Below are 22,516 nucleotides of genomic sequence, written 5' to 3'. Positions count from 1 at the left end.
CCATCTAGCTTAAAATTATTAATTATTTATCCGTATCTTTTAGGAAAATACTTCCCGTTGTTGTAGAAGCATTAATTTGAGCCATTGATTCTTCCAGTACACGTCTAAAATGTAATTGTTGATTGCCGCGATCTTTCTTTTCACGAACAACTTCAATATCTGTTAAACGGCTGTTAATACTACCTAAATTAGTTTTCACTTGCCCTTCAACGCCTAAGTCATTTGGCAAGGCCAACTTGATATTCCCATTTGCAGAGCTTGCTTCAACACGGCGAAGCGTTTTTTCTTTAGCTGTAATGCGGATATCTCCATTAATCAGAGAAACACTTAGACTTTCTGGTGCCGCGGAAATAGACACATCACCATTGACTGTTTCAATAATGTTATCTAAAATCGTTCCTTCTAAGACTTTAATTTCACCATTCACGCCTTCAATTTCTAACATAGTTGCATCAATTTTTTTAAACGTAATCGTCCCATTCGTTGATTTTGTGTAAACATCTTTCGCTGTTAACTCTTCTACTAAGACATTTCCGTTTAATAATTTAACAGATACATGATCGTAAGTGCGTTTTGGTAAATAGAACGTTAAATCTGCTTTCACCCGTTTGTTTGGCACTTGGAAAGAAATTGTTTCATCATCCACATCAATGTCACTTCGTTCTAAGAAAGCTTCCATTGGTGAATCTCCTGCCATTTTACCATATAATTTGATTTTTGCTTCGACTTTCACATCTTCTTGATCCCAAGTTTTGAAAACCACGGTACCATTTGCTACCTTGACATCAATTAAACTTGCTTGTGGATTTGGATAATTAAACTCATGTTCAAACTTAGTTGTTGCCACACCAGGAACTTTCATTTTAATGTCTTTCCATTCCACATTATCATTCATGGTGTCACTGAAAGAATTAAATGTTTTTTTCAAGAATTCTCCCACTTGGCCGCCAACTTCGGCAACTTTGCCGCCGACTTGGTTAAAGGTGTCTGCGGCTTGATCTTTCCACTCTTCAGAGAATTGAGAAGAAACTTTTTCTTTTGTATCATTCCATTGACCTTTCCATTGTTCTTTGCGAATGTTTTTTAGTTCTTCTTCCAGTGCTGTTTTTTCAGTACTTTGAGTCGCTAATTTTTCTTCTAATTGTGCAAGTAAAACGTGCAAGTCTTTTCGTTGAACTTGTTCATCTTCTGTTAATGCATCTAATTCTTCTTTTGTATCTAATGTTCCAATTTCTTCTGCGACTTCTTTAATTTCTTCTTTGATGCCGGCAATTTCTGCGTTGACTTCGTCCAATTCAGCCGAAGCACGATTGGCTTTTGTTGCTAACTCATCAAGAATTCTTTCTAAGTTTTCACGATCTTTTTCTGCACTGTCCTGTGTATTTTCTTCAAACGAATCAACAGTAGGTCCTTCTGATTCGCCTTTTTCTAATGCATCCATTAAATCTGCGACTTGATCTTCTTTATTTGTTGTTCCAATATTTTGTGTATCGACTTTTTCAGCAGCTTTTTCGATTTGTTTTTCATCTTTTTCAGTTGCCATATTTTCTAATAAAATTAACGCTTCTTCTGACGTTAGAATACCTTTTTTCACTAATTCTAATACGCGTTCTCTTTCTTTCATGGATATTGCCTCCTTAGCAAATTTTCACTCAATAGTGTTTTCCTTACATGCATTATTATGCCTTGTTTTTGATCATTTGTCATAGGACTTAAGAACGATTTCTTCTCATTAGTAAGGACTAGTTTTATAAAATCAGCTCATTTTACGCTAAAAAAACTAGGAATTGGTCTAAAAAAGGCCGTCTCCTAGTTTTTTTTATTTGTTTTTCTTAAAATTGTTCATCACGATTACTATTCAATTCGGTAATTTTACCAGTTGCCAAGTAAACAATCCACTCACAAATATTTGTGACATAGTCGCCAATTCTTTCCAAGTATTGTGCCACATGTAGATAATCAGTTCCGCTAATGACCGTTTCTGGATTAGCTTTCATTGCTTCTACGGCATGTTTGTAAATACTATCGAAATATTCATTAGTACGATCATCCATTTGTGCAATCATTCGTGCATCTTTTTGATCCGTTTTAACATAGGCGATTAAAACATTATCCACCATTTTTTTCACATAATCAGACATATCTGAAATTTCTTTTTCGATTTCAGGAATACGTGTTTCTCCTTTTAAGCGAATCGTTGATTTAGCAATTGAAACGGCATGGTCCGCCATTCTTTCTAAATCCGAACTAGCTTTCATAACAGTGATAATCATACGTAAGTCTGTTGTCACTGGTTGTTGTAACGCAATCATTTCAAAACTCTTTTTCTCAAGTTTGACTTCCATATCATTAATTTCAATATCGCGATCAATCACTTCTTGAGCCAATTTTTTATCATGATTAATATATGCTTTCACGGATTTATGGACGGCACTACTAACCATCATACCCATTTCATAAAATTGATTGTGCAGATTTAATAGTTCTTCTTCAAATTGTGTCCGTAACATTCTTTTTCCCCCTTTTAACCAAATTTACCAGAAATGTAATCTTCTGTTTGTTTTTCTTTTGGATTTAAAAATACTTTTTTCGTGTCATTAAATTCAATTAAATCACCTTGTAAAAAGAAGGCCGTTTTATCAGAGATCCGTGATGCTTGTGACATATTATGTGTCACCATAATCATGGTATATTTCTCTTTTAATGTTAACAGCATGTTTTCAATTTTACCACTAGAAACTGGGTCCAAGGCGCTAGTTGGTTCATCTAATAAAATAATATCTGGTTCCACAGCTAAAACACGAGCGATACAAACCCGCTGTTGTTGTCCACCAGAAAGTGAAAGTGCACTTTTGTGAAGTTTATCTTTGACATCCTCCCAAACGGCAGCAGCTTTCAAACTGGTTTCAACTGCTTCATCTAAGACTTGCTTGTCTTTGACTCCTTTTAGGCGCAAGCCATAAATCACATTTTCATAAACTGAAAATGGAAATGGATTAGGTTGTTGGAAAACCATCCCAATTTCTTTACGTAATTCAACGTTATCTGTTTTCGGTCCATAAATATCTTTTCCTTTATAGACAACACTTCCAGTAATAGTTACGTCTGGGATTAAATCATTCATACGATTCAAGCAACGTAAATACGTTGACTTCCCGCAACCAGAAGGACCAATCATGGCAGTTAATTCTCCTTGATTAAAAGTTAAATCGATGCCTTTCAATGCTTCTTTTTTCCCGTAATATAAATGTAAATCTTTTGATGAAATAATTTCTTTGCCCATCTTGCTCCTCCTAACCAAAATGTCCTGAAACGTAGTCTTCCGTTGCTTGAATTTTTGGTCGTGTAAAGATTTTTCTTGTATGGTCGTATTCAATGACTTTGCCCATATAGAAGAAAGCTGTATAGTCACTAATCCGCGCCGCTTGTTGCATGTTATGTGTCACAATGATGATCGTGTAATCATCTTTTAAATTCACTAACGTTTCTTCAACCGTTCCTGTTGAAATCGGATCTAAGGCGCTTGCTGGTTCATCTAATAACAGAATATCTGGTTTCATCGCAATTGCCCGAGCGATACACAAACGTTGTTGTTGCCCACCAGACAGAGCTAAGGCGCTTTTGTTTAAGTTATCTTTCACTTGATCCCAAAGTGCGGCTTGCTTCAAACTTGTTTCAACGATTTCATCTAATTTTTTCTTATCCTTTTCACCATGCTGTTTCAATGCGAATGTGATATTTTCATAGATAGATTTACTAAATGGATTGGGCCGCTGAAAAACCATGCCAATGCGTTTTCTCATTTCGTAGACGTCAACTTCTTTCGTATTGACATCGACATCTTTATACATAATTTTTCCAGTAACACGTGAATTGGCAATGCCATCGTTCATACGATTTAGCGAACGTAAATACGTGGATTTACCGCAACCAGAAGGTCCAATTAAGGCGGTTATTTTGTTCTTTTCAAATTGCAAATCAACACCTTTGATAGCCTCATTGTCCCCGTAAAAGACATGTAAGTCTTCCGTGTGTAACGCAATCGGGTCTTTTTGGCTATCTAGTTGAAGTAAATGGGTATCATTTAAATTGTATTCTTTCATGCTAATTCCCCTAACATTAAGCTGATGTCATTCTCTTATAAAGACGGTTGCCGATAAAACGAGCGCCGAAATTGAAAAGTAAAACTACTAAAATTAACACAGCGGAGGCACCTGCTGAGACCGCAGCGCCATCTGGCATCGTTCCTTCGGTATTAATTTTCCAAATATGCACAGCCAACGTTTCCGCTTGACGGAAAATACTAATTGGACTTGAAACGCTCAACGGATTCCAATTACTGAAATCTAAGGCAGGTGCGCTTTGTCCTGCTGTATAAATTAGCGCAGCGGCTTCACCGAAAATCCGACCAGAACTCAAAATAACCCCTGTCAAAATTCCTGGTAACGCTTCTGGCAAAATAACTTTTTTAACTGTTTCCCAACGTGAAAGACCTAAGGCTAACCCCGCTTCACGCTGTGTATAATGAATGGCTTTCAAAGATTCCTCAACATTTCTAGTCAATAATGGTAAGTTAAAAAATGTTAATGCTAACGCACCTGATAAGATTGAAAAGCCATATCCGATTTGTACAACGAAAATCAAGAAGCCGAACAGCCCCACAACAACGGAAGGCAATGAACTTAAAATTTCAATCGAGGTACGAATTAAATCAGTTAACCAATTCTTTTTCGCATATTCCGATAAGTAAATTCCAGCACCTAATGAAATTGGAATACTAATAATCATTGTAATCAATAGTAAATATAGTGAATTGAAAAGCTGAATACCAATCCCACCACCAACTTGATAGGCTCTGGATGGTTGTGTTAAAAATTCCCACGAAATATGTGGAATTCCTCTAGCTAAAATGTAAATCAGTAAGGCCGCCAAAATTAAAACAATGACGCCAGATACGGCATATAAGATACCTGTTGCGATTTTATCTGCTTTTTTTGCATTCATTATTTTAAGGCTCCTCTCTTACCGATAATTCGGATAACAATGTTGAATAGTAAAGACATCAACAATAGAATCAAGGCTAAAGACCAAAGAACGTTGTTTTCAACTGTTCCCATAATTGTATTCCCAATCCCCATTGTCAAAATACTTGTTAGTGTCGAAGCTGGTGTTGTCAAACTAGTTGGCATCACAGCTGCATTTCCGATTACCATTTGGATTGCTAAGGCTTCACCAAACGCACGAGCCATACCAAAGACAACCGCAGTTAAAATACCAGGCACAGCTGCCCGCAAGACAACTTTATAAATCGTTTGCCAACGCGTAGCACCAAGCGCCAACGATGCTTCACGATAATGTCTAGGTACAGCTTTTAGCGCATCCACGGTCATTGTAGTGACCGTTGGTAAAATCATAACAAATAGTACAAATGTACCAGCTAAAATACCGAAGCCAGTTCCGCCAAAGATTGAACGGACAAAAGGAACAATGACAGATAAACCAATAAATCCATAAACAACAGAGGGAATCCCTACAAGTAATTCAATAACTGGTTGTAAAAATTTCGCTCCTTTTTTAGGTGAAATTTCTGTCATAAAAACAGCCGCTCCAATCGCAAATGGCGTCGCAACAATCGCTGACAAAAACGTTACAATAAAGGAACCCGCAATCATTGGTAAAGCCCCAACCATGGGTTTACCGTCTGCGCCGATATCACTTGGGTTCCAGTTTGTTCCAAATAAGAAATCAAACACGTTAATCTTATCTTTAAAGAATGTAGCAAGTCCTTTACTTGCAACAAAATAGAAAATTGAAACAACCACTGCTACAATTAAGGCAATACATAGGAAACTAATAAATTTTCCTCGTTGCTCCATCTTGGCTCTTTTCGATTTTGTTAATAATTTTTTCTGTACATCTTCCAAGAATATTTCCTCCTCAAACAATCCAACTTTTACAGATAAAAATAGTGTACCTTTTTTACATCAATTTGTTTTTAATAACATGTAAATTTTATGTTAAGTTTGTAAATTTTGTGTTAAGAGAATTATTTAATGACATTTCCTTGCCAATCCCGTTCAATTTCCATTTTCGAAACAGGAATATACCCTAATTGACCAATCACACGTTCTTGGATATCATCTGACAACATAAAGTCTAAAAACTCTTTGGTTAAATCACTTGGATTTTTACGAGTGTACATGTGTTCATAAGACCAAATAATCCATTTATTGTTCATTACATTTTCATCTGTTGGCTGAACACCATCAATACTTAACGTAGCTACTTCATCAGTAACATATGAAAATGCGGTATAACTAATCGCTCCTGGTGTATCAGAAACAATGGAACGAACCATGCCGCTGGAATCTTGTTCTTGCGCACGAATGGCTGTTTTATCTCCCAAGACCCACTTTTCAAAAGTCGCACGCGTACCACTACCGGCCGCTCTGTTCAAAATAACAATTTTTTGATCTTTCCCGCCAAGTTCTTTCCAGTTTGTTACTTCACCTAAAAAGATTTTCTTTAAATTTTCCATTGAGATATCTTTGACACCGACATTTTTGTTAACGATTGGTGTAATCCCAACAACAGCAACTTTATGATCAATTAAGTCTTCCGCTTTGATGCCCTTTTTCTCTTCTGCAAATAAATCAGAATTACCAATGTCTACCGCGCCAGATTGGACTTGACTCAGACCTGTTCCGCTTCCGCCACCTTGGACATTAATAAATCTTCCCGGATTTTGGCTTTGATATTCCTCACTCGCTGTCTCTACTAATGGTTGTAAAGCTGATGAGCCTACCGCTGTGATGGATTCACCACGATCAATCCATTTTGCACATCCTGTCAAAATAAGTATACTTGCCAAACCAATAAATAATAGCAATCTTTTTTTCATCGATTCATTATTCCTCCAATTAATTTCAATCCATTCTATTTTACCATTATATGTAGGACTTGAAAATTATAAGTTATCAATTTGTTGGTACAACTGAGAAAACTCTTAAATTAAATAACAAGTATTTTAAAACTAAACCAAAAAAAGCTCTCCAAAATGGAGAGCTTTTTTTCGTTTAAATTTTCAAGAAACGACGCATTGAAATAACTGAACCTAGTGATCCAATAATCATTCCTGTTGCAATCATTAATAGATTAACTTTCCAGATAAAATCTTCTGGACGAATTAATGAATAATTCGAACGCAATAACTGCGGGTTAAACATGTTATAAACTTGATGGTAGCCTAACGTCATAATAATGACTGGCACGATTGCGCCAATCAACCCAATCCAAGCACCTTCTAAGAAGAACGGCCAACGAATGAAACTGTTTTTGGCTCCTACAAGACGCATAATTTGGATTTCTTTTTGACGAGATAAAATCGTAATCCGAATAGTGTTGGAAATTAAGAACACTGCAACGAATAAAAGTAATGCAGCAGCTGCTAAGCCCCAAGTTCGAACGGTTTGAGCGATTTTAAAGATTTTGTCTGAATTTACACCACCGTAATCGGCTTTAAAAACACTTGGGAATTTAGCTGCTTGTTTCGCAATATCTTTCGTGTCTTCTGGTGTTTTTGCACGGACATAATACACATCATATAATGGGTTACTGTCGCCTTCGAAAAGATTCCAGGCATCCCCCATTTGTTCTTGGATTTTTTTCAATTGTTGATCTTTGTTTGAATAAGAAATATCTTCAACATTGTCTAATCCTTTAAGTTGTTTTTCTAATGTTTTCATTTCATTTTGTTTTGTACCAATATCGACAAAAACAGACACTGTCACGTTTTTTTCGATATCATCAGCAAGTTTCGTTGCATTAAAAATAACGCCCATAAAAATACCAACTAAAACTAATGTAATTGTAACCGCACTTGCTGAGGCAACAGTCATCCAACCGTTCCGTTTTAAACTTTTGATACTTTCAAATAAATGAGAAAAGAATGTTCTAATCATCGTAGCCGTATTCTCCTTCCACTTGGTCACGGATAATGCGACCATTTTCAATGGCAATAACACGGTGACGAATCGTATTTACAATTGTACTATTATGCGTTGCCATCACGACTGTTGTTCCTTGTGCGTTAATCCGGTCCAACAATTTCATGATTTCCCATGAATTCTCTGGATCTAAGTTTCCAGTTGGTTCATCGGCAATTAAAACTTTCGGTGTATTTACGATTGCTCGTGCAATGGATACCCGTTGCTGTTCCCCACCAGAAAGTTCGCTTGGAAAAACACGTACCTTATGTTTTAGACCGACTAAATCTAAAACTTCCATCACGCGTTTTTTGATTTCGCGAGGACGTCGTCCGATAACTTGCATCGCATAGGCCACGTTCTCATACACAGTTTTCTTTGGTAATAGTTTATAGTCTTGGAAAACGATGCCGATTTCACGACGTAAATAAGGAACTTCTTTATTTTTTATTTTCATTAAATCATGACCTGCAACTGTCAAATTACCTTTTGTTGCTTTTTCTTCACGATACATTAATCTAATAAAGGTTGATTTCCCTGCACCTGAGGGACCAACCACATAGACGAACTCGCCTTGGTCAATCTCTACTGAAATATTTCGAATCGCTGTTGTACCATTCGAATATTTCTTCATTACATCTTTCATTTCAATCATGGCGTTCTCTCCATCTCTTTTTTCTTCAATCCTACTCATTATAACATGTCAATATTGCAAACTTCTTGCATTAAGTTACATTTTTATTTCAATTTAATGAAGAGCTTAACTTAAGCGCTGTTTTAAGTAGGCATCAATGAAACCATCAAGGTCTCCATCCATCACAGCTTGAACATTGCCAGTTTCGTAATTTGTCCGATGGTCTTTGACCATTGAATACGGATGGAACACGTAAGAACGGATTTGTGAGCCCCAGCCAATTTCCATTTGTTCACCACGTAAACTTGCTGCTTCTTGGGCTTTCTTTTCCATTTCCAATTGATATAATTTGGCTTTTAACATACTCATTGCTTGCTCACGGTTTTTTAATTGAGAACGTTGTGCTTGGCTTGCGACAACGGTACCTGTTGGAATATGTGTGATTCGAACAGCCGATTCTGTTTTATTAATATGCTGACCACCGGCACCACTTGCTCGATAGGTATCAATTTTTAAGTCATCTGGATTGATCGCAATTTCTATTGTATCGTCTAGTTCCGGCATTACATCAACTGAACAAAACGAAGTATGACGGCGTTTAGCGGAATCAAAGGGCGAAATCCGTACAAGACGATGGACACCTTTTTCAGATTTTAGGTAGCCATAAGCATTGTAACCTTTGATTAATAAGGTGACACTTTTAATCCCTGCTTCATCTCCAGCTTGGTAATCCAACGTTTCAACTTGGAAACCGTGACTTTCTGCCCAACGTGTATACATTCGTAAAAGCATACTTCCCCAATCTTGTGATTCAGTACCACCGGCACCAGGGTGTAATTCAATTAGGGCGTTATTATGATCATATGGCTCATTTAGTAGTAAGGATAGCTCATACGTTGTTAAACGTTCTTGCAAGAGATGAATTCTTTCTTCCAATTCTTCTTGAATCTCTGCATCATATTCTTCTTGTTGTAATTCAAACATCACCGTTAATTCGTCCAGTTCCTCAGAGAGCTGATGAAATTGTTGATATTTTTCTTTCAAACTATTGGTTTCGTTAATTAGCTTTTGAGCCGTTTCTGTGTTGTCCCAAAAACCAGGTTCTCCCATCCGATTTTCCGCCTCGGCAATGTCTTCTTCTAACTGGTCTAAGTCAAAGAGACCTCCTGAAGCTAGTAATTTTTTGTGTCATTTCGTCTAATAATGTACGAATTTCTGGGTTTTCCAAAATGATTCCTTCTTTCTCTTTATTGTAAAAAGAGCAAAGGCGGGACAAATTGCCCCACCCTGCGTTTTTTCTTTAATTAAGCGTTTCTTCCATGACAATTTTTGAATTTTTTGCCACTTCCGCATGGGCATAAATCATTACGGCCCACTTTTTTATCTACACGCACAGGTTGACGCTTCGCACTTGTGTTGCTTTGTGCAGCTGCATCTTGTTCTGTTTCTGGATGTTCCGCTTGTCCTTGAGCTACTTGCTCACGTTGGACATTTTGGCGAATTTCCGATTTCATGAATAAACGTGTTACTTCATATTCGATTGAACCCACCATATTGTTATACATAGAATAACCTTCTGTTTGATATTCTACTAATGGGTTGTTTTGACCGTACGCACGTAAGCCGACAGATTGACGTAATTGATCCATTGCATCAATGTGATCTGTCCATTTAGTATCGACGACACGCAAGATGACAACTTTTTCAAATTCTAGCAGTTGTTCTTGACCATTCAATTGTTGAGATTTTTCTTCAAATACTTCTTGCGCACGTGCCACTAAGTAGTCTTTGATTTCTTCAGCTGATTTATTTTCTAAATCTTTTTTAGAAATCGTATCTTCATGGACAAGTGTTGAGGCTGCAAAATCGACAATCCCATCTAAATTCCATTCTTCTTTTTCTAATTGTGTATGGCTATCCACCACTCGGCCAATCGTCCGTTTTACCATGCCCATCAATACATAAGACAAGTCATTTTCTTCCATAATTACTTCTTGTCGTTGTGCATAAATAACTTCACGTTGCTCGCGCATCACGTCATCGTATTGTAAAACATTTTTACGTGTGTCATAGTTATTTCCTTCCACACGTTTTTGAGCAGACTCTACTTGGCGAGTAAACATTTTACTTTGAATAACTGCATCTTCTTCTTGCACATTCATTCGTTCCAAGAATGTTTTAATTCGTTCTGAACCAAAGCGTTTCATTAAGTCATCTTCTAAAGATAAATAAAATTGTGAAACCCCTGGATCCCCTTGGCGTCCTGCACGTCCACGCAACTGATTATCAATACGACGTGACTCATGACGTTCTGTCCCGATAACTGCTAGACCACCTAGTTCAAGTACACCTAAACCAAGTTTAATATCCGTTCCACGACCAGCCATATTTGTTGCAATTGTAACTGCGCCTTTTTGACCGGCATTCATAATGATTTCGGCTTCTTTAAAGTGATTCTTTGCATTTAATACTTCATGAGGAATTTTAGCTGCGTTTAATTTATCAGAAAGTAATTCTGATGTTTCTACCGCAACAGTCCCTACCAACACTGGTTGCCCTTTGTGGTAACGTTCTTTAATATCTTCCACTACTGCGTTAAATTTACTTTCCAAGGTTGGATAAAGTAAATCTGGACGATCGTCGCGGATAATCGGACGATTGGTTGGAATTTGAATGACTTGAATATTGTAAATTTCACGGAATTCTTCTTCTTCTGTTTTAGCAGTACCAGTCATCCCGGCTAGTTTTTTGTACATCCGGAAGTAGTTTTGGAAAGTAATCGTCGCCATTGTTTTTGTTTCATCTTCAATTTCGACGCCTTCTTTTGCTTCGATCGCTTGATGCAAGCCATCAGAATAACGACGACCATCCATGATACGACCAGTAAATTGGTCAACAATTAAGACTTTATTGTCTTGCACCACGTAATCAATGTCTAATAACATGATATAGTTTGCCCGTAACGCTTGATCTAAATGGTGCGTTAATGCTGTATTTTCAATATCGTAAAGGTTATCCAATCCAAAAGTTTGTTCCGCTTTTTCAATCCCTGCTTCTGTTAAACCAATTGTTTTAGACTGAATATCAATTTTGTAATCTTCGTCTTCTTTTAAGCGTTTGACAAAATTATCGGCACGCGTATAGAGTGCTGTCGATTTTTCAGCTTGTCCAGAAATAATTAATGGGGTTCTTGCTTCATCAATTAAGATTGAATCCACTTCATCGACAATTGCATAGTTTAATGGACGTTGAACCATTTGGCTGCGATAAACAACCATGTTATCACGCAAATAGTCAAATCCTAATTCGTTATTTGTACTATAAGTGATATCACAGTTATACGCTTCACGTTTTTCATCAGAAGATTTAGAGTTAATGTTTAAGCCAACGCTTAAGCCTAAGAAATTATATAATTCTCCCATTTCGTTAGAGTCACGGGTTGCTAAGTATTCATTAACTGTAACAACGTGTACTCCTTCGCCAGATAGTGCATTCAAGTATACAGGCATTGTGGCAGTCAAGGTTTTCCCTTCACCTGTTCTCATTTCAGGAATGTTCCCGTCATGAAGCACAATCCCACCCATTAATTGGACACGGTACGGGAATAAACCTAGTACTCGTTTAGCAGCTTCGCGGACAACCGCAAACGCTTCTGGTAATAGTTCGTCTAAGGTTTCCCCTTTTTGATAACGGGCTTTAAATTCATCTGTTTTTTCACGTAATTGTTCATCACTTAGTTGTTCCATTGCACTTGCATGTGCATCAATTTTATCGGCGATTTTTTCTAATCGTCTTAATTCTTTTTTATCGTTTTCAATCATTTTTTTCAAAAAATTTGCCATTGGTATCTGTGTTCCTTTCAATTACCTCTTTTTATTTTTGTATCCTTTTTGTACAAGAAGCACAATCTATCCGTTTTATTTTATCATTACTTGACGAGAAAGAAAACCATTTCTCTCTATTTTGCAGACATTTTCCTTTAAAAGAGGAACTTTTAAAGTTATTTTATGTATTTCTTTATTTTTTCTTTACTCCGTGCTTTAAAGATGTTTAAAGAGCTGAAATGCACGAAGGCATTTCAGCTCTTATTTTAAGCTTTAGTCTGTTTCAATCAAGCCATATTTGCCATCTTTACGACGGTAAACAATGCTTGTTCCATTTGTTTCAGCATCTTCAAAAATGAAGAAGTTGTGTCCTAACATGTTCATTTGTAAAACAGCTTCTTCACTGTCCATCGGTTTTAATGATAGACGTTTTGTACGAACGATGTCTAATTCTGAAGGTGTTTCTTCTGTTTCTTCACCAACTAAGAAGACAGCGGCTTTTGTATTGTTACGTCCTGTTTCACGAGATTTTCTGTTGATTTTTGTTTTAAATTTACGAATTTGTCGTTCTAATTTATCGACAACCAAATCAATACTTGCGTATAAATCAGGTGACGTTTCTTCAGCTCGTAAAACTAGATAAGGAAGAGGAATAGTAACCTCGACTTTGGCTGTTTTTTCAGTGTACACTTTCAAATTCACGTGAACCGTTGCTTCAGGTGAATCGCTGAAATATCTTTCTAATTTACCGACTTTTTTCTCAACATAGTCTCGAATCGCTTCGGTTACCTCGATATTTTCTCCACGTACATTATATCTAAACATAACAATTACCCCTTTCATCTACCAGTAAAGAAAAGATTAAAGGACCACTCTTTAATTCCCTTCTTCTTAATTTCATTATATCGAATAATCTGGGTTTTGCCAACAAAATAGTCATCAAATTTATGAATTCTTTTCTTTTTACCGCGCGAGAGTAAACGTATTCAAACTTTTAGGATAACAGTCATTGATAACAGCCGCTGCGTGAAAAAGAGTTCGTCCAGTGGTATAGATGTCATCCACCAAAATAACAGAACAATTTTTTAATTTTTTTTGGTTTTCTTTTTGGATGGCAAATGGTTGTTGCAACCGCATCCTTTCCTTTCTAGTTTTCTTAGATTGCGGAACATTTTCCTCTTTTCTAATTAAAAAAGGGCTGTACGGAACATCAGCCGCTTCTAGTAAGCCAATTACTTGGTTGAAGCCTCGTTCTTGCATTCGTTTTTCGGATAAGGGCACCGGAATTATATAGTCCGCAGATTGTTGCTGAAAGTAAAAGTTGATTTCCTCGTTAAAACACATTCTTAAGCGATAGTCTCCTTGAAATTTATAGCGTTCCATCCACTCTTGCATTCCTTCATCATAATGAAACAACGCTGTATTATGAAAAGAATACTCTGGATAAAGCAGCTGCCACCTTTGACAATCAAAACAATAATGCTCTTGGCTGACGCGACTACAGCCAAAGCAAGTGCCTATCATTGGCAGTTTCTGGAACTTTGCTTGGCAGTTCTGGCAAAGTGAAGGCCTCGCCCATTTTTTAAAATGTAAGAGCATTTTTAATGTTATCTCCAAACGAATGGGGCTTGCGCAATTTTTACAATCCATCTAACATCCCTCGTTTGCTAGCCAAGCGATTCATTTGCTTTATTTGCCGAATTGCCTCTTTCATGTCTCTTGTTTCCCCATCATGTAAAAATAAAACTTCGCCGTAATTGAATTCTTGTCTTCGATCGACTCGGCCCGCAATTTGGACAAGTGTTGAAGAAGTGAAGACTCGATGATTGGCACCATAAACAATAACTGAGACTGCATCAAAAGTCACACCACGTTCTAAAATGGTTGTAGTGATCAAAATATCCGTTTTCTGCTGACGCATTGCTTGAACTTTTTCTAGGCGAAGCTCATCACTACCATAAACGGCGACAACTTCTTTGTCGGAAAATCGCTCAGCTATTAATGGATGCAATTGGTGAATTAATGGAATGCTTGGGCAAAATAATAAAACTGAATTACGCACCAATAAACGTTTCAAATGATGTGCAATGATTTTAATATTTTTGCTAGAAAGACGTTGCCACGACTGAACCCAAAATCGGCGTGGCACAAGCAATGGCCTACGATGATATCTTGCTGGAAAAATACTGGCTGCTAACTTCTTTTGCTGTAAAAGCTTCCGTAATTCTTTCGTAGGGGTTGCTGTTAAGTACACCAAACTACTTCTTTTTTTTCGTGCGTTACGCACTCCATAATAAAGATGCTCGTTATTAACAAAAGGAAAAGAGTCGACTTCATCAACGATAAGTAAATCAAATGCTTGATGGAATTTCAATAATTGATGGGTGGTGCAAATCACTAGTTTCGTATAACGATACGCTTCTTGACTGTTTCCATGAAGTAAAGCAATTGCTTCTTGAGGAAAAACCGCTTGGATTCTGGGAAACAGTTCTAAGCAAACATCGACACGCGGCGAAGCCAGCGCAATCCGCCCCCCTTCTTGTAAGGTTTGGTGCAAAACAGCAAATAACATTTCTGTTTTGCCTGCACCTGTAACTGCCCACACTAAGCGATTCTCTCTTACTTTTGCTGTCTCACAAAGTTCAACTGAGATCGCTTGCTGTCCCTTTGTCAATTGTCCAGACCACTCAAAAAAGACAGTTCTTGGGCTATTGGGCCTTTCTGGTAGATGACAAAATTTTTGACAAGAAGTCACACGGCCTAATTGAATGCACGCATGACAGTAGTATACATTTGTCGCCAGTCTGTTTTCTTTTTTGGATACGACTTCCCCGCACCGCTGACATTGAATTGTTAGGGGTGAACGCTCTAACATTGTTGGTAAATAAACCAGTTTTGTCTGTATTGAAGGTTCTGTTTCTTCAAGAATTATTTTACGTCCATGCAAATCTTCCATGTTAACCACCTCAATTATAAAATACGCATTTCTCTAGCTTTTTTGCGAAAAAGGAGATCTCCCACCGTTATCTTTCTATTCTTATCTAGTCGTTACCTACTAAACAAACTCTTGATACGCTTTATTGTTTACACGAATCTTCTACTTTCGACTTACCTATATGCAGCTTTTTTATAAACAAATTTATCTACCTTTAAAGAAAAATTAATGTTAAAGTATATCTAGTAATTCAAGCTTTAATTTGAAAAGACTAGAAAGGAGCAAACTTTATCATGGAAAATATTTTTTTAAAAAGACTAGAACTCAAAGCTTTTGAAGAAGCTTCTGTTTTTTCAAAAATTGAAGGGCTGAATAAATTTAATTCACTAAATTTTAAAAAACCTATTACTTTTTTTTCAGGTGAAAATGGAACTGGAAAATCCACTTTATTAGAAGCAATCGCAGTCAACTGGGGATTTAATCCTGAAGGCGGTAGTATTAATTTTAATTTCTCTACAAACGATACTCACTTGGATTTACATAATTATTTAACTGTTGGAAAAAGTGTAAAGCGTGCTACGGATGGTTTCTTTTTAAGAGCTGAAAGTTTCTACAATGTTGCTACATATGCAGAAAATATAGACTTAGATTTTTCTGAATACAGCGATAAATCCCTACATCATCAATCACACGGCGAAAGTTTTTTGAATCTGGTGAACCATCGGTTTAGAGGAAATGGTCTGTACCTGTTAGATGAACCTGAAGCGGCTCTCTCACCTCAACGCCAACTAGCCTTAATGATATCTATAAAAAAACTAATTGATGAGGGGTCTCAGTTTATTATTGTCTCTCATTCACCTATATTACTTGCAATGCCTGACTCACAAATTATTTCTTTTGATAAAGATAGTCCTTTAGAAATCACGTATGAAGAAAGTATGCCTTATGAAATAACCTCATTATTTTTAAACAACAAAAACAGAATTATCTCTCATTTATTTGCTGAATAAGTCTGTTATTCGAATTGCTTATGCCATACTATAATGACTCGTATATAAAAATATTGTTAATCATTCTTTGAATTACTACTTTTAGACTACAGAAAAAGGTGTTCATTATTCAGAAAATAGATTGTTAAGTATGTTTTTTTAGTATCTAGATTAAAGTAAAAAATTAAAGACAGTTGTCTTTCTCTAGCTCACAGGACTAATTTCGGCTCTATAATTTATGGAACTGATAAACCAGAATGACTGCTTCAGCTCAATTCTAATTAACTAAAGTCATAAAAAAAGACAAGTTGCTTTTTCGAAGATTCTCGAAAAAACAACTTGTTTTTTTACTCTTTTTTATCTGCTTGTGCTAACAAACCCAAGGCTTGTTCCAGCACTTTTTCCCCGTTCATTAAGCCGTAATCAGACATGCTAATGACATCTGTTGGGATACCTTTTGGTGATAGACGCTTTTCAAAATCACTCTTCATATAACGAACTTGTGGACCTAACAATAACACATCAACTGGATTATTTTCTAAATTCGTTTCTGCTTCCGATGCAGAAGCCGCAAATATATGGGCATCTAAGCCTTGATTAAATGCTGCTTTTTGCATTTTTGTAACAAGTAAACTAGTACTCATTCCTGCGGAGCAAACTAACATAATTGTTTTTTTTGACATTTTAACAGCCCCTTTTACCATTGCCTTTTTCAATTTTCAACATTATCTATTAAAAATATTATAGTGTAAAGTTAATTTTTGTCAATCATTCTTGTTTTTTAAAGCGGATACAACCTTGGTTTAAACGTACCATGCTGATTTCAGTAATTTATTAAATACCACATATTCTTTTTCCAAATTCACTTGAACTACTTGGTAACTCGCATTCAACCAACCATAAGCGCCCTTTTCTGGATGCTTATAATCGTTCGCCCACCAATCGACATCTGTCTTAGCAGTTTTTGGTAAACCAGAATGAGGGAATAACAATTCATCAAACTGGGTAAAGGTCAAGGTAACTTGGGAACCGCCATTCGTTTTCAAATAATGAGTAATTGTATCATATTTTTTCTGTCGTGTATGTACCATTTTCCAGCGCCTCCCTTTTCTCTATCATACCTTATTATAACGTTTTTTTCCAAAAAATCTCACAAAAAAGATGAGAGAAAAAGTTGCTATTCAGTTGATTCTTTTTTATACTGACTTTATTACGAGAGAAAAGGATGCCCATATGTTAGAAAGCTATATTACAGTCAAACAAGATGGTTTCAGCGAGATTGAAATCAAGAAATCGCGGTTTATCTGTTCTGTAAAGCGCGTAACATCAGAAGAAGAAGCAAAAGCCTTTATCGCCGCAATAAAAAAAGAACATTGGAAAGCCAATCATAATTGTAGTGCTTTTGTGATCGGCGAAAAAAATGACATTCAGCGGAGCAGCGATGACGGCGAACCTAGTGGTACTGCTGGTGTTCCAATGCTGGAAGTCTTAAAGAAAAAAGAGTTAATCAATGTAGTGGCTGTTGTCACTCGTTATTTTGGCGGAATAAAATTAGGCACTGGTGGTTTAATCCGAGCATATAGTCATGCTCTTTCCAACACTTTAGATGAAATTGGTTTAGTCATTGGCAAATTGCAACAAGAACTATTGATTACGATCGCCTATCCTTTATTAGGAAAAGCCCAAGCCTTTTTGGAACATAGTCCCTACACGCTTAAAGAAACTATTTACACAGAGTCTATTCAGTTAATTTGTTTAGTAGATGAACAAGCAACAGAAACATTTATAGCTGAAATGACGGATCTACTTAACGGTCAGTTGACAATTGAAAAAGGTGCAACAAGCTATCATGAACTACCATTTAACGAAAAAGGAGCACAATCAAATGACATTTGAAGAAGTATTGCCACAGATTAAAGCAGGAAAAAAAGCCGTACGTAAAGGCTGGAGCGGTTTTGAACTTTTTATTGAATTACGTGATGAAATTGGCACCTCCGAAGGTGAATTTTTACAAGTTACCCCGTATTTTTTAATCAAAACTTCTGATGAAGGCTACAGCATGTTTTCACCAACACCTTGTGATGTCTTAGCAGAAGATTGGGTGATTGTTGAAGCATAACTACACACATAAGGTCTGGCAGATTACGGCGATTGCTCGTTCTTCCAGACCTTAATTTTTAAATGTTTAAAGGAGTTTTTCTTATGCCAAAAGAATTTGAAACAAAACGGGTGCTTGTAACCGGTGCAGCTTCAGGGATTGGCCAAGCACAAGCAATTGCCTTTGCTGAACAGGGCGCTGAAGTTATTGGCATCGACCTAGACGAAACGGGGTTAAAACAGACAGCCGCACTGGTTAATCCAGATTCTACTAAGCCATTTACTTATTTTGTCGGTGATGTGTCTTCTCCCTCATTTGTGCAAGCCACGATGAAACAAATTGTGAAAAACAACGGCCAAATTGATATTTTATTAAATACGGCAGGTATTTTAGATGATTATCGTCCTTCTCTAGAAACTTCGGAAGCTTTATGGGATCAAATTTTAGCAACCAATTTAAAAAGTGTCTTTTTAGTGACCAATGCCATATTACCTTATTTCCTCCAACAAAAAAAAGGAGTAATCGTTAATATGGCATCTATCGCCGGCTTAGTAGCTGGGGGCGGCGGCGCAGCGTACACTGCCTCCAAACACGCAATCATCGGGTATACAAAACAACTTTCCTACGATTATGCCAAATTAGGCATTCGAGCAAATGCGATTGCGCCAGGTGCCATCCAAACACCCATGAACGCAGCTGATTTTGCAGGAGAAGGTGAAATGGCTACTTGGGTAGCACGTGAAACACCCGCGGGCCGTTGGGCACAGCCACAAGAGGTAGCAAAACTTTCATTATTTCTAGCTAGTGATGACGCTGATTATATCCATGGCACAGTTATGACCATCGATGGTGGTTGGACCATGAAATAAAAAGACTTTACAGAGTGTCTCTTCTTCAGTAACATGTAACACAGTGAGGCAACTCACACCATAACACTTCAGTTGGCTTTGCTGCCCTTCCTTTGGTTATGGTTATCACTAAAACACGTCGTTGTTTTATAAAGGAGAATCTTAAATGAATCATTCATCAAATCCACAAACCAGTACGTGGTCAGCTACGGCGTTGGCTAAAATGGCGCTGGTTACCGCTTTGTATGTCGTTGTCACTGTACTTCTCGCTCCGCTTAGTTTTGGTCCGATACAGCTTCGTCTTGCCGAATTATTTAATTATTTAGGCGTTTTTAACAAGCAATATATCTGGTCCATTACGTTAGGGGTTGCGATTGCCAACACCGCTTCGCCTCTTGGTATCATCGATATAGTCATCGGTAGTGCTGGAACGTGCGCAGTCTTATGGATTGCCTATTTTGCGACAAAAAACCAGCAAAATTTATTGATTAAACTAATGCTGACGGCCATTCTTTTTGCTTTGTCCATGTTCACTGTCGCCGGACCCTTAACGTTCTTTTATCAGTTACCTTTTTGGTACACATGGTTGACCGTTGGACTTGGTGAACTTCTTTCAATGACGGTCGGCGGCATCCTGATTTACGTATTAAATAAAAAAATACAGCTTGTAAAACGCATCGAAGAATAAAAAAGCGCTTGGGTTTAAACCCCAAGCGCTTTTTAGCACTATCCTTTAGGTTGAATGAAGTCTGCTTGCCATTTTCCAAGAGATGGATTGTAATCAAAATACCAAAGTTGTGAAAAATATTGTTTTTGATGCTTGTATCCCGATAAAACACGACCGCTTTGAGTATCTTCCTCGTAGTCAATACAAGAAAAATGAAGCATCAGTGAAAAACTGGTTTCACTAATAGGATGATAATTCGAAGCTGGCGCTACTTTCACTTTTTTCACATGATTTCTGATGCCCGCTTGTTGATTTGCTTGTAATACTGCAAGATGTTTTTGATAAAGTTTTTCTGTATAGTTATCTTTGACCACAGACAAGTTTTCTTGATCCCACGCTTGTTGTATTTCTAAAAACGTTTGTTGTATTTCTTTTAAGAGTGCCTTTTTTTCTTTTGATGTTCCAGGTAATGCTGCCCACATTTCTTGAAAAGCTCCTTCATCGACTGGTTGATTTCTACGGCGTCTTTGCCAAATCATCGTGCCCCCAAAAAGAACAAAAAACACTGTTGAAATTAAGCCTTCCAGTGGCGTTGTGTTGCTGGTCCCGGTCTCGTTATGATGAACATAACTTCTTGATCCATCACCGCTTGGCGAAAAACCATTCGAGGGATTACCTCCGCTAGGACTTTCTACACGTCCGCCGCCATAGCCACCAGCTACAGCCGCCGCTTGATTAGGCCATAAACAAAAGGCCATGGCACAACCCACAAAAACTAAAATTAACTTTCTCATTTTCTCACCTTTCGACCCCTTCAAATCAACAAATGAATAAATAGACGCAGAATACTAAACAAAGCGCCAAGATTAACAATGATTAATAATACCTTCAGCCATCTGCCATATGGTTGTACTGATTGATAACTTCGTTGATAAATACTCAAGCCAAACAGGACCGCTGGCCACATAAATATACTAGATCTTGGGCCAAACGAATTCCCCTCGCCCCAAAAATTCACATGAATGGGCACATGAGCTGGTAAATCAGGATAAACCACCGCACTTAATAACAGTAAACAGACTGCCAAGACACTTGTAACAATAAACAACCCCTGACTAACTTTTTCAATCTGCTTGTTTCTCATTATCTTAGCTTTCTCCTCTAGTTTAATGATGGATATACTTTCAGTTTATGCCTCCCTATCTGAATTTGCAATAAAAAAAAGACAAGGAAACATTCGATTAAATGTCCTTGCCTCTGTTTTTGAAAATCCTAAATCAAGCCTTTCACGCCTATATCTTTTCGATAGTACATTCCAGGAAATGAGTAATTATCCAATGTTTGATAAACTTTTTTGCGGGCTTCTTCAAGAGTCGAAGCAGTTGCTTCTGCTAAAAAGATTCGTCCGCCAGCCGAAACCAGAGCCTGTTCTGAACGAGTTACCCCTGCATAATAGATGGTTTCACCAGACATTTCGGGTAACGGTAGATTTGTCTTGTATTGATTAGGATAGCCTTCTGCTGCTACAACAACACCAACACTCGCTAACTCATTCCATACAATCGTTGGTTGCTCTTTCGCCAGCAATGAAGAAATTATTTCTGAAAGGGGACTCTCTAAACGGGCCAACACAACTTGTGTTTCTGGATCCCCAAATCGAGCATTAAATTCAATAACCTTGGGGCCAGTTGCTGTTTGGATTAAACCAGCATATAAAATCCCTTGAAACGGACGTTTTTCAGCCACCATTCCTTTAGCAGTCGGTTTCAGGACTTGACTAATGGCTTGCTGAACCGCTTCTTCTGGGATCTGAGGCACTGGTGTATAAGCGCCCATCCCCCCTGTATTCGGACCAGCATCCCCATCGAAAATCCGCTTATGATCTTGAGCAATCACCATCGGATATACCTTCTCATTAGAAACAAAAGCCATTAAGGAAAATTCTTCTCCTTGCAAAAATTCTTCGATTACAACCGTTTGACCGCTTGCTCCAAATTGTTGGTCCTCCATCATCGCAACTAGCGCACGTTTTGCGGCTGCTTTTGTTTCGGCAACTACTACTCCTTTTCCAGCTGCCAAACCATCCGCCTTAATAACAATTGGTACTCCTTGCTGTTCAATATATTCTAAGGCAGGTGCCAAACGTCGAAAGACCCGATATTCCGCCGTTGGAATCTGGTATTTTTGCATAAAATCTTTCGCAAAACTTTTTGAACCTTCAATTATTGCAGCTGCTTTTGTCGGACCAAAAATCAGTAATCCCGCTGCTTGAAAGGCGTCTACAACCCCTTCAATTAATGGCGTTTCGGGTCCGACGAATGTCCAATCAATCTGATTATCCTTCGCAAATTGAATTAGTTCCGTTTGCTGCTCTTCACCGATAGGTACAGTCCGAATATTATCACCACTCATACCAGGATTACCTGGTGCACAATAAACAGTCTTGACTTTGTCTTCTTGCTGTAATTTTTTGGCGATTGCATGTTCACGACCACCACGCCCAATCACTAATATATTCATCGGTTTCTCCTTTAAA

The 22,516-nt window shown here is 37.5% G+C and carries 24 protein-coding genes; 5 read left to right on the top strand and 19 right to left on the bottom strand.

Annotation, left to right across the window (positions count from 1 at the left end):
• Positions 1-22: 22 nt before the first annotated feature.
• The 14 genes from liaX to IGI97_RS06530 form a co-directional block, all read right to left on the bottom strand.
• Positions 23-1,624, bottom strand: a complete 1,602-nt coding sequence (gene liaX, locus IGI97_RS06595) for a daptomycin-sensing surface protein LiaX (RefSeq protein WP_010712521.1) — start codon at positions 1,622-1,624, stop codon at positions 23-25.
• 208 nt (positions 1,625-1,832) lie between these two features.
• The gene (phoU, locus tag IGI97_RS06590; RefSeq protein WP_002357304.1) at positions 1,833-2,510 is read right to left on the bottom strand and encodes a phosphate signaling complex protein PhoU; all 678 of its coding nucleotides are present in this window, start codon (positions 2,508-2,510) and stop codon (positions 1,833-1,835) included.
• A gap of 14 nt (positions 2,511-2,524) precedes the next feature.
• Positions 2,525-3,283 (bottom strand): phosphate ABC transporter ATP-binding protein PstB, encoded by a 759-nt coding sequence (gene pstB / locus IGI97_RS06585; protein WP_002357303.1) that lies wholly within the window; start codon positions 3,281-3,283, stop codon positions 2,525-2,527.
• 10 nt (positions 3,284-3,293) lie between these two features.
• Positions 3,294-4,103: a phosphate ABC transporter ATP-binding protein PstB gene (gene pstB / locus IGI97_RS06580; protein ID WP_002357302.1), complete on the bottom strand. Its 810-nt coding sequence runs from the start codon at positions 4,101-4,103 to the stop codon at positions 3,294-3,296.
• 16 nt (positions 4,104-4,119) lie between these two features.
• On the bottom strand, positions 4,120-5,004 hold the full coding sequence (gene pstA, locus IGI97_RS06575) for a phosphate ABC transporter permease PstA (protein WP_002357300.1): 885 nt from the start codon (positions 5,002-5,004) through the stop codon (positions 4,120-4,122).
• Complete coding sequence (gene pstC / locus IGI97_RS06570; protein ID WP_002357299.1) at positions 5,004-5,924, bottom strand: phosphate ABC transporter permease subunit PstC; 921 nt, start codon at positions 5,922-5,924, stop codon at positions 5,004-5,006. The genes pstA and pstC overlap by 1 nt, the downstream gene beginning before the upstream one ends.
• Positions 5,925-6,046: 122 nt before the next feature.
• Entirely contained in the window at positions 6,047-6,901 is an 855-nt protein-coding gene (locus IGI97_RS06565; RefSeq protein ID WP_438738254.1) for a phosphate ABC transporter substrate-binding protein PstS, read from the bottom strand.
• A gap of 175 nt (positions 6,902-7,076) precedes the next feature.
• Entirely contained in the window at positions 7,077-7,961 is an 885-nt protein-coding gene (ftsX, locus tag IGI97_RS06560) for a permease-like cell division protein FtsX (RefSeq protein ID WP_002364071.1), read from the bottom strand.
• Positions 7,954-8,640 (bottom strand): cell division ATP-binding protein FtsE, encoded by a 687-nt coding sequence (gene ftsE / locus IGI97_RS06555; RefSeq protein ID WP_002361935.1) that lies wholly within the window; start codon positions 8,638-8,640, stop codon positions 7,954-7,956. The genes ftsX and ftsE overlap by 8 nt, the downstream gene beginning before the upstream one ends.
• A gap of 105 nt (positions 8,641-8,745) precedes the next feature.
• Positions 8,746-9,847 (bottom strand): peptide chain release factor 2 gene (gene prfB / locus IGI97_RS06550; protein ID WP_111997025.1). Its coding sequence is split into 2 segments (ribosomal slippage): positions 8,746-9,774 and positions 9,776-9,847, totalling 1,101 coding nucleotides; the frame shifts between segments, so codons are not numbered across the junction.
• Between the two features lie 76 nt (positions 9,848-9,923).
• The gene (gene secA, locus IGI97_RS06545; protein ID WP_438738252.1) at positions 9,924-12,461 is read right to left on the bottom strand and encodes a preprotein translocase subunit SecA; all 2,538 of its coding nucleotides are present in this window, start codon (positions 12,459-12,461) and stop codon (positions 9,924-9,926) included.
• Positions 12,462-12,716: 255 nt separating this feature from the next.
• Positions 12,717-13,268: a ribosome hibernation-promoting factor, HPF/YfiA family gene (hpf, locus tag IGI97_RS06540; RefSeq protein WP_002357293.1), complete on the bottom strand. Its 552-nt coding sequence runs from the start codon at positions 13,266-13,268 to the stop codon at positions 12,717-12,719.
• A gap of 138 nt (positions 13,269-13,406) precedes the next feature.
• Entirely contained in the window at positions 13,407-14,093 is a 687-nt protein-coding gene (locus IGI97_RS06535; RefSeq protein WP_438738250.1) for a ComF family protein, read from the bottom strand.
• A complete protein-coding gene (locus tag IGI97_RS06530) occupies positions 14,083-15,399 on the bottom strand; it encodes a DEAD/DEAH box helicase (RefSeq protein ID WP_438738248.1) in 1,317 nt (438 codons plus the stop codon). The genes IGI97_RS06535 and IGI97_RS06530 overlap by 11 nt, the downstream gene beginning before the upstream one ends.
• A 272-nt stretch (positions 15,400-15,671) precedes the next feature.
• On the opposite strand from IGI97_RS06530, the gene IGI97_RS06525 reads away from it, so the two are divergent.
• Positions 15,672-16,388 carry an AAA family ATPase gene (locus IGI97_RS06525; RefSeq protein ID WP_438738246.1) on the top strand — a complete coding sequence of 239 codons (717 nt, stop codon included), beginning with the start codon at positions 15,672-15,674 and terminating at the stop codon, positions 16,386-16,388.
• 326 nt (positions 16,389-16,714) lie between these two features.
• Here the strand turns inward: IGI97_RS06525 and IGI97_RS06520 are convergent, their stop codons facing one another.
• A complete protein-coding gene (locus IGI97_RS06520; RefSeq protein WP_002360150.1) occupies positions 16,715-17,050 on the bottom strand; it encodes a PTS sugar transporter subunit IIB in 336 nt (111 codons plus the stop codon).
• Positions 17,051-17,170: 120 nt separating this feature from the next.
• A complete protein-coding gene (locus IGI97_RS06515) occupies positions 17,171-17,458 on the bottom strand; it encodes a DUF7662 domain-containing protein (RefSeq protein WP_002357286.1) in 288 nt (95 codons plus the stop codon).
• Between the two features lie 142 nt (positions 17,459-17,600).
• Here IGI97_RS06515 and IGI97_RS06510 point away from each other — a divergent pair, with 142 nt between their 5' ends.
• The 4 genes from IGI97_RS06510 to IGI97_RS06495 all read left to right on the top strand — a co-directional run bounded on the left by IGI97_RS06510 (position 17,601) and on the right by IGI97_RS06495 (position 20,001).
• Entirely contained in the window at positions 17,601-18,263 is a 663-nt protein-coding gene (locus tag IGI97_RS06510; RefSeq protein WP_048737064.1) for a YigZ family protein, read from the top strand.
• Entirely contained in the window at positions 18,253-18,486 is a 234-nt protein-coding gene (locus IGI97_RS06505) for a DUF2829 domain-containing protein (RefSeq protein WP_002357284.1), read from the top strand. The genes IGI97_RS06510 and IGI97_RS06505 overlap by 11 nt, the downstream gene beginning before the upstream one ends.
• A 62-nt stretch (positions 18,487-18,548) precedes the next feature.
• On the top strand, positions 18,549-19,334 hold the full coding sequence (locus IGI97_RS06500) for a 3-oxoacyl-ACP reductase (protein ID WP_016616315.1): 786 nt from the start codon (positions 18,549-18,551) through the stop codon (positions 19,332-19,334).
• A gap of 145 nt (positions 19,335-19,479) precedes the next feature.
• Positions 19,480-20,001, top strand: a complete 522-nt coding sequence (locus tag IGI97_RS06495; protein ID WP_002397370.1) for a QueT transporter family protein — start codon at positions 19,480-19,482, stop codon at positions 19,999-20,001.
• Between the two features lie 38 nt (positions 20,002-20,039).
• On the opposite strand, the gene IGI97_RS06490 is transcribed toward IGI97_RS06495, so the two are convergent.
• The 3 genes from IGI97_RS06490 to purD form a co-directional block, all read right to left on the bottom strand.
• On the bottom strand, positions 20,040-20,774 hold the full coding sequence (locus IGI97_RS06490) for a TIM44-like domain-containing protein (RefSeq protein ID WP_078071503.1): 735 nt from the start codon (positions 20,772-20,774) through the stop codon (positions 20,040-20,042).
• Positions 20,775-20,794: 20 nt separating this feature from the next.
• Positions 20,795-21,124 (bottom strand): DUF1648 domain-containing protein, encoded by a 330-nt coding sequence (locus tag IGI97_RS06485; RefSeq protein ID WP_002369279.1) that lies wholly within the window; start codon positions 21,122-21,124, stop codon positions 20,795-20,797.
• 128 nt (positions 21,125-21,252) lie between these two features.
• Positions 21,253-22,500, bottom strand: coding sequence for a phosphoribosylamine--glycine ligase (gene purD / locus IGI97_RS06480; RefSeq protein WP_438738243.1), 1,248 nt, complete (start codon positions 22,498-22,500; stop codon positions 21,253-21,255).
• Positions 22,501-22,516 lie beyond the last annotated feature (16 nt).

The organism is Enterococcus sp. DIV2419, from assembly GCF_051711865.1.
GTDB lineage: Bacteria > Bacillota > Bacilli > Lactobacillales > Enterococcaceae > Enterococcus > Enterococcus faecalis.
This window is presented reverse-complemented; position numbering and strand designations above follow the sequence as displayed.

Excerpts from the sequence above, each read along its gene's own strand:
- liaX (WP_010712521.1), bottom strand. The coding sequence starts at position 1,624 with ATGAAAGAAAGAGAACGCGTATTAGAATTAGTGAAAAAAGGTATTCTA.
- phoU (WP_002357304.1), bottom strand. The coding sequence starts at position 2,510 with ATGTTACGGACACAATTTGAAGAAGAACTATTAAATCTGCACAATCAA.
- pstB (WP_002357303.1), bottom strand. The coding sequence starts at position 3,283 with ATGGGCAAAGAAATTATTTCATCAAAAGATTTACATTTATATTACGGG.
- pstB (WP_002357302.1), bottom strand. The coding sequence starts at position 4,103 with ATGAAAGAATACAATTTAAATGATACCCATTTACTTCAACTAGATAGC.
- pstA (WP_002357300.1), bottom strand. The coding sequence starts at position 5,004 with ATGAATGCAAAAAAAGCAGATAAAATCGCAACAGGTATCTTATATGCC.
- IGI97_RS06565 (WP_438738254.1), bottom strand. The coding sequence starts at position 6,901 with ATGAAAAAAAGATTGCTATTATTTATTGGTTTGGCAAGTATACTTATT.
- ftsX (WP_002364071.1), bottom strand. The coding sequence starts at position 7,961 with ATGATTAGAACATTCTTTTCTCATTTATTTGAAAGTATCAAAAGTTTA.
- ftsE (WP_002361935.1), bottom strand. The coding sequence starts at position 8,640 with ATGATTGAAATGAAAGATGTAATGAAGAAATATTCGAATGGTACAACA.
- secA (WP_438738252.1), bottom strand. The coding sequence starts at position 12,461 with ATGGCAAATTTTTTGAAAAAAATGATTGAAAACGATAAAAAAGAATTA.
- hpf (WP_002357293.1), bottom strand. The coding sequence starts at position 13,268 with ATGTTTAGATATAATGTACGTGGAGAAAATATCGAGGTAACCGAAGCG.
- IGI97_RS06535 (WP_438738250.1), bottom strand. The coding sequence starts at position 14,093 with ATGGATTGTAAAAATTGCGCAAGCCCCATTCGTTTGGAGATAACATTA.
- IGI97_RS06530 (WP_438738248.1), bottom strand. The coding sequence starts at position 15,399 with ATGGAAGATTTGCATGGACGTAAAATAATTCTTGAAGAAACAGAACCT.
- IGI97_RS06525 (WP_438738246.1), top strand. The coding sequence starts at position 15,672 with ATGGAAAATATTTTTTTAAAAAGACTAGAACTCAAAGCTTTTGAAGAA.
- IGI97_RS06520 (WP_002360150.1), bottom strand. The coding sequence starts at position 17,050 with ATGTCAAAAAAAACAATTATGTTAGTTTGCTCCGCAGGAATGAGTACT.
- IGI97_RS06515 (WP_002357286.1), bottom strand. The coding sequence starts at position 17,458 with ATGGTACATACACGACAGAAAAAATATGATACAATTACTCATTATTTG.
- IGI97_RS06510 (WP_048737064.1), top strand. The coding sequence starts at position 17,601 with ATGTTAGAAAGCTATATTACAGTCAAACAAGATGGTTTCAGCGAGATT.
- IGI97_RS06505 (WP_002357284.1), top strand. The coding sequence starts at position 18,253 with ATGACATTTGAAGAAGTATTGCCACAGATTAAAGCAGGAAAAAAAGCC.
- IGI97_RS06500 (WP_016616315.1), top strand. The coding sequence starts at position 18,549 with ATGTTTAAAGGAGTTTTTCTTATGCCAAAAGAATTTGAAACAAAACGG.
- IGI97_RS06495 (WP_002397370.1), top strand. The coding sequence starts at position 19,480 with ATGAATCATTCATCAAATCCACAAACCAGTACGTGGTCAGCTACGGCG.
- IGI97_RS06490 (WP_078071503.1), bottom strand. The coding sequence starts at position 20,774 with ATGAGAAAGTTAATTTTAGTTTTTGTGGGTTGTGCCATGGCCTTTTGT.
- IGI97_RS06485 (WP_002369279.1), bottom strand. The coding sequence starts at position 21,124 with ATGAGAAACAAGCAGATTGAAAAAGTTAGTCAGGGGTTGTTTATTGTT.
- purD (WP_438738243.1), bottom strand. The coding sequence starts at position 22,500 with ATGAATATATTAGTGATTGGGCGTGGTGGTCGTGAACATGCAATCGCC.